Source organism: Geomonas sp. (assembly GCF_035254065.1).
Taxonomy (GTDB): domain Bacteria; phylum Desulfobacterota; class Desulfuromonadia; order Geobacterales; family Geobacteraceae; genus Geomonas.
Genome location: NZ_DATFBA010000300.1, coordinates 1 through 12239, shown reverse-complemented (window position 1 = coordinate 12239; position 12239 = coordinate 1). Strand labels below are relative to the sequence as shown.

Annotated in this window: 9 protein-coding genes; 8 read left to right on the top strand and 1 reads right to left on the bottom strand. The window is 62.2% G+C overall.

What is annotated here, in order from left to right:
• Positions 1-169: 169 nt before the first annotated feature.
• The 8 genes from VJ604_RS13730 (at position 170) to VJ604_RS13695 (ending at position 10499) form a co-directional block, all read left to right on the top strand.
• Complete coding sequence (locus VJ604_RS13730) at positions 170-2389, top strand: LPS-assembly protein LptD (protein WP_324083364.1); 2220 nt, start codon at positions 170-172, stop codon at positions 2387-2389.
• Positions 2390-2501: 112 nt separating this feature from the next.
• Positions 2502-3566, top strand: a complete 1065-nt coding sequence (rfbB, locus tag VJ604_RS13725; RefSeq protein ID WP_324083362.1) for a dTDP-glucose 4,6-dehydratase — start codon at positions 2502-2504, stop codon at positions 3564-3566.
• Positions 3567-3763: 197 nt separating this feature from the next.
• On the top strand, positions 3764-4597 hold the full coding sequence (gene rfbD / locus VJ604_RS13720) for a dTDP-4-dehydrorhamnose reductase (RefSeq protein ID WP_324083360.1): 834 nt from the start codon (positions 3764-3766) through the stop codon (positions 4595-4597).
• A gap of 24 nt (positions 4598-4621) precedes the next feature.
• Positions 4622-4987, top strand: coding sequence for a phosphomannose isomerase type II C-terminal cupin domain (locus VJ604_RS13715; protein ID WP_324083358.1), 366 nt, complete (start codon positions 4622-4624; stop codon positions 4985-4987).
• Positions 4988-6136, top strand: a complete 1149-nt coding sequence (locus VJ604_RS13710; RefSeq protein ID WP_324083357.1) for a Na+/H+ antiporter NhaA — start codon at positions 4988-4990, stop codon at positions 6134-6136.
• Positions 6137-6329: 193 nt separating this feature from the next.
• Complete coding sequence (locus tag VJ604_RS13705) at positions 6330-7403, top strand: mannose-1-phosphate guanylyltransferase (protein WP_324083356.1); 1074 nt, start codon at positions 6330-6332, stop codon at positions 7401-7403.
• 75 nt (positions 7404-7478) lie between these two features.
• Entirely contained in the window at positions 7479-9218 is a 1740-nt protein-coding gene (locus VJ604_RS13700) for an aldehyde ferredoxin oxidoreductase family protein (RefSeq protein ID WP_324083355.1), read from the top strand.
• Between the two features lie 102 nt (positions 9219-9320).
• Positions 9321-10499 (top strand): class II aldolase/adducin family protein, encoded by a 1179-nt coding sequence (locus VJ604_RS13695; protein ID WP_324083354.1) that lies wholly within the window; start codon positions 9321-9323, stop codon positions 10497-10499.
• 185 nt (positions 10500-10684) lie between these two features.
• On the opposite strand, the gene VJ604_RS13690 is transcribed toward VJ604_RS13695, so the two are convergent.
• The coding region (locus VJ604_RS13690) for an oligosaccharide flippase family protein (protein WP_324083353.1) at positions 10685-12239 on the bottom strand (1555 nt) is incomplete at its 5' end.

Genomic DNA, 12239 nt, shown 5'->3' with positions numbered 1-12239 from the left:
GGGCTTCATCCAGTGGGAAAGCTACGTTCCCCCTCCCTAGCCCTCCCCCTTCGGGAGAGGGAACTTTCGGACTGGCTCCCGCTGGGTCCCCTCTCCTTCAAGGAGAGGGACAGGGTGAGGATGGGGGACGCCGCCGGTCCTGTTATGTTGTGGTTTATTCAGGAGAGCAATGAAACCTGCAAGAGTCTATCGGCTCCTCGCATATCTTCTTTTTTTCGCAGTTGCGCCGGCGCTCGCCGATCAACCGGCGTCCACTCCAGCCACCACGACTCCGGCTGCCACGACTCCGGCCACCACTCCGGCCACCACTCCGGCCACAACTCCGGCCACAACTCCGGCCACCACTCCGGCCACCACTCCGGCCACCACTCCGGCCACCACTCCGGCCGCAGCCCTCAATCCCAAGGAAGTGAATCTCAAGGCGGACTCCCTTTACATCGACGTCCCTTCCGACAGCTATGTCGCCAAGGGAGATGTGCGTGCCATGCAAAACGGCATGTCCCTGTTCGCCGACAGCATCATCTATGGCCGTCTCTCCGGCAATGCGCTTGCCGAGGGGCACGTCGTCTTCCACAAGGACGGCGACACCCTGCAAGGGGACCGCATCACGCTGAACATGTTCTCGGAGTTGGGGGAGATCAGCAACGCCTCGCTCTTCGACAAGAAGGCCAACTTCTACCTGCACGGCAAGAAGATGGAAAAAACCGGCGACACCGACTACCGCGTCCAGAACGCCACCTTTACCACCTGCGATGGAGACAACCCCAGCTGGAGGTTCGAGGCGCGCAAGCTGCAGGTCACCCTGGAAGAGTTCGCCACCGCCAGGGACGCCGTCTTTTACGTGGGTGACGTACCGCTGCTCTATACCCCGTACCTGGTCTTCCCGGTCGGCACAGAGCGCCAGTCGGGCCTGCTGATACCGAAGTTCGGCCACACCTCCCAAAAGGGATACTATCTGCTCCAGCCGTACTATTGGGCGATCAATGAGAGCCAGGACGTGACCTTTGACCTCGACCTTGAGAGCAACAGGGGGGCGGGGCTCGGGGTCGATTACCGCTACATACGGGCGCGCGGCAGCGAAGGGCGGCTGCAGACCTTCGGCATCTACGACACCCAGGCGGAACGCTTCCGCGGGGAGATCAACCAGAACCACCTGGAACTCCTTACCCCCAACACTACCCTTGCCTCCAATATCCACGCGGTCACCGATCGCTCCTACTACATCGACTACGGTGAGTTCGCGGGGGACTACAACAAGCAGCTGCTCGAGTCGACCATCTCCCTCTCCCACAGGTGGGACCGTTACGGCTTCGCCGGGGAGCTCCGCTACCTCCAGGCCCTGCAGGGAGCGGACGAGAACTCCGCTCTGCAGAGGCTACCCTCCTTGAGCTTCATCGGTGCCGGTGACAAGCTCGGGCCGCTGCCGGTGTTCTTCTCCATGAATTCCCGGCTGATCAACTTCCAGCGCGACCAGGGTGGCAACGGGCAGCGTCTGGAGTTCAGCCCGCAGCTCACCCTGTACCAGAAGCCGGCTGGGATCCTCGATTTCTCCGCTTACGGCGGCTACCTGCAGCGGGTCTACAACGCCAACGGGGCCGATGCCTCGGGCGGGCTGCTGCACGTGGAACAATCCGACGCAGGCGCCACTCTCTCGCTGCCGCTGGAGCGGATCTACGGCGGCACGCTCCGGCATCTGCTCATCCCCTCCATCCAGTACAGCTACGTGCAGGACGCCCACGACGACAACGTCCCCTTCTTCGATTACAACGACCGGGTGGTCGGTCAGAGCATCGCTGGGTGGTCGATCACCAACTACCTTACCCGCAAGATCGTCTCTGCCGACGCTCTCCCGGAATACCGGAACCTCTTGTACGCGAAGCTGTCGCAAGGCTACGAGTTCTCCGGGAAGCGTCGCGACCTGCTGACCCTGGTCGATGCCGGCCACCACCTCACCGACTTGATGCTGGAGGGGCGCGTCACTCCGCTCAAGAACGTCTCCTTCGCCTTCGACAGCCGCTACAACACGGTCGACAACAACCTCACCTCGGCGGACGTCGCGGCCGAGTGGAGGGAGGTGGGGCAGGAGAAGGCGGTCAAGGAGGCGGTGGTGAGCTACCGCTTCTCCCGCAACGCGGTCAACTACCTGGAAGGTCACGTGGCCTATCCCATCCTGAAAGATGTCTCTGCCAGCGTGGTCGGGCGCTACTCCTTCGACAGCGGGAGCTTCCTGGAATCGCGCTACTCCATCGAGTACAAGCGGCAGTGCTGGAGCGTGATCGCGCTCTACGCGGACCGCCCGGCGACCTCCTCCATCCCCGGCAATCGTGAGTTTACCGTCAACTTCTCCCTCTACGGCATCGGCGCCCTGGGCCCGGTCCGGGCATTCTAAGACCAAGGGCAGAAGAAGTTGACATAATTGCTTTCCCCGGTGTATCTAAGTAAGGTTCGGCAAATCACGGGGCAATCGGGATGGCACCCCCGAGCCTATCTCAGGAGGTTCCATGCAACAGTTGTTCACCCCCACTTCCCTCCTGGTGACGGGGGGGGCAGGGTTCATCGGGTCCAACTTCATCCACCACTTCCTGGCCGGCAACCCGGGCTGCCGGGTGGTAAACCTCGATATCCTCACCTACGCGGGGAACCTGCAGAACCTCACCGCGGTGCAGGATAATCCCGACTACCGTTTCGTGAAGGGCGACATCTGCGACGGCCCCCTGGTCGAGCGACTGCTCACCGAGGAGAAGATCGACGCGGTCGTGCATTTCGCGGCCGAATCGCACGTGGACCGCTCGATCACCGGCCCCGAGATCTTCGTCAGGACCAACGTCCTGGGAACCCAGACCCTTTTGGAGGCAAGCCGCCTGCACAGCGAACGGATGCCCTCCTTCCGCTATCTGCAGATCTCCACCGACGAGGTGTACGGAAGCCTCGGGCCGGAGGGGTTCTTCACCGAGGAGACCCCGCTGGCTGCCAACTCGCCGTACTCCGCCAGCAAGGCGGGCGCCGACCTGCTGGTGAGGGCCTACCACGAGACCTTCCAGTTTCCCACCCTCAACACCCGTTGCTCCAACAACTACGGCCCCTATCACTTCCCCGAGAAGCTGATCCCGCTTTTGATCCACAACATCCTGCAGAAGCGCAGCCTGCCGGTCTACGGCGACGGCCTGAACGTGCGCGACTGGCTGCACGTGCGCGACCACGCCGCAGCGGTGGAGCGGGTCCTGAAGTGCGGCACCCCGGGCAGCGTCTTCAACATCGGCGGGAACAACGAGTGGAAGAACATCGATATCGTCAACCTGGTCTGCGACCTGATGGACGAGCGGCTGGAGAACCCCGCGGGGACCAGCCGGAAACTGATCACCTTCGTCAAGGACCGCAAGGGGCACGACCGCCGCTACGCCATCGACGCCTCCAAGCTGAAGCGCGAGCTGGGGTGGGAGCCCTCCTACACCTTCGAGCGCGGCATCGCGGAGACCATCGACTGGTACCTGGCCAACCAGGGGTGGGTGCAGGAAGTCACCTCCGGCGCCTACCGCGAGTATTACCAGGCCCAGTACGGCGCCTGACAGCGATTGTGGCGGATTAAGGCACAAAAAAGGCATAGAACGCGGATGACGCGGATTGAGCGGATTGACGCGGATAAGCCCGAAACTGGGGATAACCCCAAAGATTTAATCCGTGTAAATCCGCATAATCCGCGTCATCCGTGTTCTATAGTTTTTCCGGTTTTGCGAGTCATGAAGATATCAAGGGGAGTGTTTGCATGATATTGGTAGTCGGCCACAAGGGGATGCTGGGGCAGGAGCTGATGGCCCTGTTCGGAAGTTCGGCCCGCGGCGTCGATGTCGACGATATCGACATCACCGATCTGCAATCGGTCCAGCGGGTGCTGGTGACCCTGAAACCGCGCGTGGTGGTGAACGCCGCCGCCTACACCGACGTGGACGGTTGCGAGTCCAACGCCGAACTCGCCATGCAGGTGAACGGGGAAGGGGTGGCGCACCTGGCGATGGTGACCAAGGAGATCGGCGCCAAGCTGGTACACGTCAGCACCGATTACGTCTTCGACGGCAGCAAGGGCTCCCCTTACCTGGAGGATGACCTCCTCAAGCCGCTCAACGTCTACGGCGAGTCCAAGCTCGCCGGAGAGATGAACACCTGGTTCAATCCGGACCATCTGATCGTGCGCACCCAGTGGCTGTACGGGCATGCCGGCAAGAACTTCGTGGAGACCATGCTGAAACTGGCCGCCGAGCGCAAGGAACTCTCCGTGGTGGACGACCAGATCGGCTCCCCTACCTGGACCTACGACCTGGCCCGGGCCATCAAGGCGCTGATGGACAACAACTGCACCGGCACCTATCATGCCGCCAACGCCGGTTTCGTCTCCTGGAACGGTTTCGCCAAGGAGATCTTCCGTCTGGCCGGTCTGGACACGGTGGTGAAGCCGATGACCACCACCGAACTGGGCCGCCCGGCCACTCGGCCCCTCTATTCGACACTGGACTGCAGCAAACTGGTGCAGGACACCGGTTTCGTGCCCCAGCCCTGGCAGGATGCCCTGAAAAGGTACCTGGAGCTGCGGCCGACCAAGTAACACAAGCCAAGGGAGGAAGTACCAATGGAACGCGGAGAGCGCCCCTGGGGCACCTATACCGTTCTCGATGAGAATACCGGTTACAAGATAAAGAGGATCGAGGTGATCCCCGGACAGCGCCTGTCGCTGCAAAAGCACCACCATCGCAGCGAGCACTGGATCGTGGTCTCCGGCACCGCCAAGGTGACCTGTAACGACGACGTCAGGACCATCAACGTCAACGAATCCACCTTCATTCCGATCGGGGCCACCCACCGGCTGGAGAACCCGGGGGTGATACCGCTCGTCATCATCGAGGTGCAAAGCGGCGAGTACCTGGGCGAGGACGACATCATCCGCTTCCAGGACGACTACCACCGGGTGGAGAGCGAAGCCGGACAGCCTGGCTAGATGAGAGGCCCCCTCAACCTGCTACGGGAGTTTTCCATTCCGCTGTTGGCAGGTGTCTGCGCCGCGCTCGTCTGGGCCAACCTCGACCTGGACAGCTACTTCGCGTCTCTGCACACGCCGGTCATCGGGAACCTCAACCTTCATTTCGTCACGAACGACCTGTTCATGACCCTCTTCTTCGGCATCGCCGCCGTGGAGATCACCCAGAGCTGTCTCCCCGGCGGCGACCTGCACCCCCTGAAGCGTGCCATCAACCCGCTGCTGGCCACGGCCGGCGGGGTGCTGGGGCCGGTTGCCGTCTACCTCCTGTTGAACGCGTTGGTGGGAAGCCCGGCCCTCGCCAGGGGGTGGGGGATCGGGACCGCCACCGACATCGCCCTCGCCTGGCTGGCCGCCCGCTTCATCTTCGGCAAGGGGCATCCCGCGATCTCCTTCCTGCTTCTCCTGGCCATCGCCGACGACGCGGTGGGGCTTGCCATCATCGCCATCTTCTACGGCGACCCGCAGGCCCCCGTGCAGGCCGGCTGGCTGCTGCTGACCGCTCTGGGGATGGTGCTCTGCACCCTTTTACGCCGGCGGCGGGTGATGAACTACTGGCCCTACCTGGTTGCCGGCGGCAGTCTTAGTTGGGCCGGGCTCCATCTGAGCCATCTGCATCCGGCGCTGGCCCTGGTCTTCGTGATCCCGTTCCTTCCGCACCCGACCAGCGAGACGGCGCACCTGTTCGAGGCGGACGAGGCCGACCTCTCCCCGCTCTCCCGATTCGAGCACGACTGGAAGTTGACGGTCGACCTGGGGCTGTTCTTGTTCGGGCTGGTGAACGGCGGGGTTCCCTTCAGCTCCATCGGGACGGCGACCTGGCTGGTGCTCATCGCCCTGATCGCCGGCAAGACGCTGGGGGTGGTTTCCTTCGGCGCCGTTGCCCACCGGCTGGGTTTCCCGCTCCCCAGGGGGATGACGTGGCGTGAGTTGGCAGTTACCGGCATAGTGGCGGGGACCGGTTTCACGGTGGCCCTCTTCGTGGCGGGCGAGGCCTTCCCCGATGCGGCACTGGCCGGCGGGGCCAAGATGGGGGCGATGCTGAGCATCTTCGCCTTCCTGCCGGCCGCCTGTGTGGCCAGGGTCGGAAAGAGATCCAAGCAAATGTGATAAGCGATCATCTCTGTCCTCTTTCTTCACAGCCGACGCTCCCTCGCCCTACGGGAGAGGGCCGGGGTGAGGGAAGCCTCGTATCTTCGTAGAAGGTTCCCTCACCCTAGCCCTCTCCCGGGGGGAGAGGGGACAGTTGGCTGCAGTGGAAATGAGAAATGTCGGTAGTCACGATTTTAAAGATGGAGGCATCATGTATATCGTCATTCTTGCCGGAGGCTCCGGCACCAGATTCTGGCCCCTTTCCAGGAAGAGCACGCCCAAGCAGCTGATGTCGGTATTCGGCGGCAAGTCCATGCTGCAGCGGACCGTCGAGCGGGTGGTCCCCATGCATCCCAAGCGGGTACTGGTGGTGACCAACGCGCTGCAGGCGACCGAAACCAGGAGGCAGCTCGACTACATCAAAGGGGTGCCCATTGACGTGATCGAGGAGCCAGTCGGCCGCAACACGGCGCCTGCCATCGGCCTGGCCGCCACCCTGATTGCCCGCTTCGACCCCGATGGCATCATGGCCGTGCTACCCGCCGATCACTACATCCTGGACGAGGAGCGCTTCCGGGCGACCCTGCTCAAGGCCCGTGATGTCGCGCAAGGTGGCAGCCTGATTACCCTCGGCATCACCCCGACCCGTCCCGAGACGGGCTACGGCTACATCGAGGCCGAATCGGAGGCCGGCGGTGAGGCCGTTGCTGTCCGTCGTTTCGTGGAGAAGCCGCCCCTGGAGAAGGCGATGGAGTTCGTGGCCACCGGGCGTTTCTACTGGAACAGCGGCATGTTCGTCTGGGGGGCCTGCACCATCCTGGACCAGATCGGGACCTTCATGCCCGACCTGTGCAGTGCGCTGGCCAAGCTCACCTTCGACGCCGAGATGTGGGAGATATCGGACCTGAAGCCGCAGATCGAGGAGATCTACGGAAGCATCAAGTCCGAGTCGATCGACTTCGGCGTGATGGAGAAGGCAGAGGATGTCCAGGTCATCCCCGCCTCCTTCGGCTGGAGCGACGTCGGCTCCTGGAGTGCGCTCCCCGAGGTGATGGACTCTGACGAGGACGGCAACGTGGTGATCAACGCGGCAGGTTCCGTCTCGGTCGGCTCCGACGGCTGTCTGGCCTACGGTGGCGGCAAGCTGGTGGCCTTCGTCGGCGTGAAGGACCTGGTGGTGGTGGACACCCCCGACGCCCTGATGGTCTGCGCGAAGGAGTCCGCCCAGGACGTGAAGAAAGTCGTGGAAGAGCTGGAGAAGCGAGGAAAGACCGAGTACCTGTAGTCTGACGTCGGACATATCAGCCTGTCAGCCCTGTCAGACCTCTCAGAGTGGTCCGACATCCGACCAAGGAGCCCCATGCAAGGCTGGACCGGAAAAATCCTTAAAGTGGACCTCACCACCGGCCACTGCCGCCGTGAAGAGATCCCGACCGAGCTGCTGCACGCCTACCTGGGCGGGCGCGGGCTGGGCGTGCGCCTGATGCGCGACCACTTCCGGCTGGACCCCTGCGACCCGGAGATGCCGCTCATCTTCGCGGTGGGGCCCTTGTGCGGGACCGCCTCGCCAACCTCGGCACGCCTTTCCTGCGTCACCCGCTCGCCGCTTACCGGCACCATCTACGACTGCTCCGCCGGCGGCCGCTTCGCCTGGCGCCTGAAAGCCGCCGGCCTCGACGTCGTCTTCATCACCGGCAAAAGCCCCGTCCCCGTCGTCCTCTCCATCGATGACCACCACGCCGAACTGATCCCCGCCGGTCCCCTCTGGGGGAAAGGTGTCAAGGAGACGGTGGCCGCCCTGACGGATCGGGGCAGCGTGACCGCCATCGGTCCTGCCGGCGAAAACAAGGTCCTGTTCGCCAACATCATGATGGGAGAGGGGAACTCCATCGGCCGTGGCGGGCTGGGTGCTGTGATGGGGGGCAAAGCGCTCAAGGCCATCACGGTGAATGGCACCGGAGTCACGGAGATCGCCGACCGCGAGCGCTTCGACGCCGCCCGCGCAGACGTCATGCGCCTTTTCCGCGCCTCCCCGGTTATCTTCGGCGAACTCGGCATCTCCGAATTCGGCACTCCCGCCCTGGTCGACCTGATGGCCCAGCGGCGGATGGCCCCCACCGAGAACTTCAGCGGTACCTATTTCGCCGAGTCCGGCAACTACTCCGGTCCCGCCATCCGCAAGGAATGCGGCGCCAAGAAGGACGGCTGCTACGGCTGTCCCATCCAGTGCAAGAAGAGCAGCAGCGAAGGCGAACCGCTTCCGGAATACGAAACGGTCAACCACTTCGGGGCCCTCAACGGCATCTCCGACCTGCACGCCATCGTGAAGGCCAACACCCTCTGCAACGAGCTGGGGCTGGACACCATCTCCGCCGCCGCCACCCTGTCCGCCTTCGGCGAGGAGAGGGGAGCCTTCCCGAGCGCTGAAGAGGTGACCGAGCTCCTATCCGACATCGCCTACCGCCGGAACCAGGGCTTGCTGCTCAGTCTCGGCTCGCGCCGGTTCGCGAGGCAGGTCGGCAGGCCCGAACTATCCATGACGGTGAAGTCGCTGGAGCTTCCCGCCTACGACCCGCGCGGCGCTTACGGCATGGCGCTTGCCTACGTGACCTCCAACCGCGGCGGCTGCCATCTGCGGGCCTACCCGATATCGCACGAGATCCTGAGAAAGCCGGTCCCCACCGACCGGTTCTCGTTCTCGGGCAAGGCGCGCATCATCAAGATCGCAGAAGACGTGAACGCCGCCGTCGATTCCCTGGTCGCCTGCAAGTTCGCCTTCTTCGGCGCCACCCTTGAGGAATACGCCGAACTTCTCACCGCCGTCACCGGTGTCGAGTACACGCCCGAATCCCTCAAGGCAATCGGCGAGCGCATCTACCTGACCGAGCGCTTCTACAACTGCGAGAACGGTTTCAGCGCCGCCGACGACACGCTCCCCGAGCGTTTCTTCAGCGAGGGAGGCTCCAGCGGGGAAGGTATCGACGTCCCGCCCATCGACCGGGCCCGCTTTCAGGAAGAGCTGCAGAAGTACTACCGGATCCGTGGCCTCAAGGAAGACGGCACCTTCGCCGACCCCTCCTTTCTCGAAAAGCAGCCGTAAGATCAATTTCTGCTTCACCGTTGCCTAAAGCGTCCCCTCCCCTTCACGGGGAGGGACAGGGTGAGGATGGGGTGTTCCAGAACAACATGGAAGCTTAGGCCGATGAAAGATCAGATCGAAAAATATACCGCAAAGCTGATTGCCGACCGGGCGGCATGCGCCGACGGCATCGCTTTCGCGGCCCAGGATGATGTCCTGATTACGGCGGGAGCACCGGACCTCGCTGAGCTTGCCGGCGCCACTTTGTCCCGGCTCAATTCGCTGGCCCTGGTTGCCGCGCGCCCCTCGCTCCCCTTCGCCGATTTTCTTCTGGCGCGTGCTCCGAAAGAGGAATCCTGCATCGTCCCGCAGGACACCGAGACCCGCACCTTCCTGCACGACATCCCGTTCCTGCGGAAAGCCGAACTTCAGGCCGATCCTTCCGCGCAGATTGCCCGCTTACTTGGCAACCGCAAAGGGGTAATTGTCGAAGGAGTGGGAATTGTTGCGGTCGGCGCCATCACGGTCGAGCAGGCCTACATAAACTATTCCTCTGTCTTTCATTCAACCTTCGTGAAGTATCTGCAGGATCTTTTGAAGGACGGCTTCCTGCTGCCGGGCGAGCGCGAGGCGTTTCAGAAATTCCGCACGGAGTGGTTGAAGCCGCTGTCGGCGCAGGGCCTCGTTTTCAGGGAGAAGCTTTCGGAGGACAGGGAAGAGATCCTGAGCGAGGTGGAAAGGGTAGGGCGCTATACCGTGGAGCGCGCACTGGTGGATTCCTTTTTCGGGAACATCTCGGCACACGCGGGAGAGCTGATCTATATTTCGCAGACGGCGGCGAGCCTCGACGAGCTGAAAGGGTGCATCGATCCGGTGCCGACCGATAATACTTCGACCACCGGCATCACCGCTTCCAGCGAATTGCTGGCGCACCGGAAAATCTTCGAGCACACCGGCGCGAAGGTGATCCTGCACGGACATCCGAAGTTCGCGGTGGTGATGAGCATGCTCTGTGAAACGAAGGATTGTGCCATCAAGGACTGCTGGAAGGATTGCCCGCACGTGCGTCACCTGGGCGGGACCCCGGTGGTCGCCGGAGAGATCGGGGCAGGGGGGCTGGCCAAGCGCGTGCCGCCCGTGATCGACGAGACCGGCAGCGCCATCGTGTACGGTCACGGCGTCTTCACCATCGGGAAGGATGGTTTCTCCGAGGCGTTCTCCGCCATGGTCGACGTGGAGAACTACTGCCGGCAGGAGTACTTCCGGCGGCTGGACTCGCTCCGCTCCTCATCCGCTCCGTAGATCTAGCTCTCTATCTTCACCCGCAGACACTTCCAAGCTTTCAACCCCGTTCGCCCTGAGCCTTTCGAAGGGCAGCTTGTAACTGTCAGGAGTGGGTGCTTCGACAAGCTCAGCATGAACGGCTGCTGACACACAGGCATTGAGTTCCCAAGGTGGACCTTGGGAACCACTCGATCACTCCCTCTCTAACCCGCCTCGCTGGTCCTCCTGACCAGCAACTTGGAGAGACCCTCCCGGTAATACACCACTCCCAGGAAAATCAGGTACAACACCCAGTTTGCCGTCAGGCTCAGTAAAAGGCCGTGGAAGGGGAGCAGTTTGCTGACGAAGAAGATCCCCATGGCGAAGGCGAAGTAGCCGACCAGTTTGGCGACCTCGTAGTCGACGTAGTAGTATTTCTGCCCCCAGAAGTAGGAAAGAAGCATCATCAGGAAGTAGCAGATGAAGGTGGCCCAGGCCGCACCGGCGTAACCCATGAGCGGGATCAGCACGACGTTGGAGACGATGGTCACCACCGCTCCGAAGATCGTGATGTACGCGCCGTACTTGGTCATGTTGTTCAACTTGTACCAGATGGACAGGTTGAAGATGATGCCCAGAAACAGGTTTGCCAGGAGCAGAATCGGCACGATGCCGATCCCCGGATAGAACCTCCTGCCGATGAAGTGCTTGATGATGTCGATGTTCAGCATGACCCCCAGGAAAATGGCCAGCCCGAACAGGACGAAATAGGTCATCACCTGGCTGAAAATCTCGCGCGAGCCCTTTTCCTTGGCGTGCCCGAAGAAGAAGGGCTCGGCGGCGTAGCGGAAGGTCTGGATGAAGAGCGTCATGAGGATGGAAACTTTGTAGTTGGCTCCGTAAATGCCGATCTGAGCCATCACGTACTTGGCGGCGTCGCCGGCTCCCTGCGGGACCACCACCAGAAAGCGGAGCAGGATCCGGTCCAGCGTCTCGTTCACCATGCCGGCCATGCCGGCCAAAAGCAGCGGCAGGGTGTACCAGAGCATCTCCTTGAACAGGCGCCGGTCGAAGGAGAACCTGACGCTGGTGACGTCGCTGTAGAGAATCACCAAGGTGACGGCGGAGGCGATCATGTTGGAGAGGAAGACGTACCCGACGCCGCCGGAAGGGTGGTAGAGCACGCCTGGCAGTTGGTAGCCGTGCCGGACCAGGTAGGGGCAGAGCAGCAAAAAGAAGAAGTTGCAGACGATGTTGATCAGGATGTTGACCAACTTCAGCGTGGCGAACTTGAGCGCCTTGTGCTGTTGCCGCAATCTTGCGAACGGTATGGACGCAATGGCATCGAGTCCCACGATCAGCACGAAGTAAACTATGTACTCCGGATGGTGGTTGTAGTGGAGCCGGTCCGAAAAGTAGGAGGCGCCCAGGATACCCAGCGCCATGAAGACCAGGTTGAAGGCGATGACCGGCAGCAACGAGGTGGAATAGACGGTGTCCTTTTCGTGATCGCTCTCGGAAAAGCGGAAAAAGGTGGTCTCCATCCCGAAGGTGCAGAAGATCATCAGGAAACTGGCGTAGGCGTACAACTCGGTGACGATGCCGTATTCCGAGGGGAGAAAAATCCGCGTGTAAAGAGGGACCAGGAAATAGTTGATCAGGCGACCGACGATACTGCTCAAGCCGTAAATTGCGGTCTGTTTGGCGAGTTTTTTCAGAGGGTTCATGTGTCTGTCCGGAGCAGGGAATGCGATGGGCGCCAGGACCGGTACCGGCCGG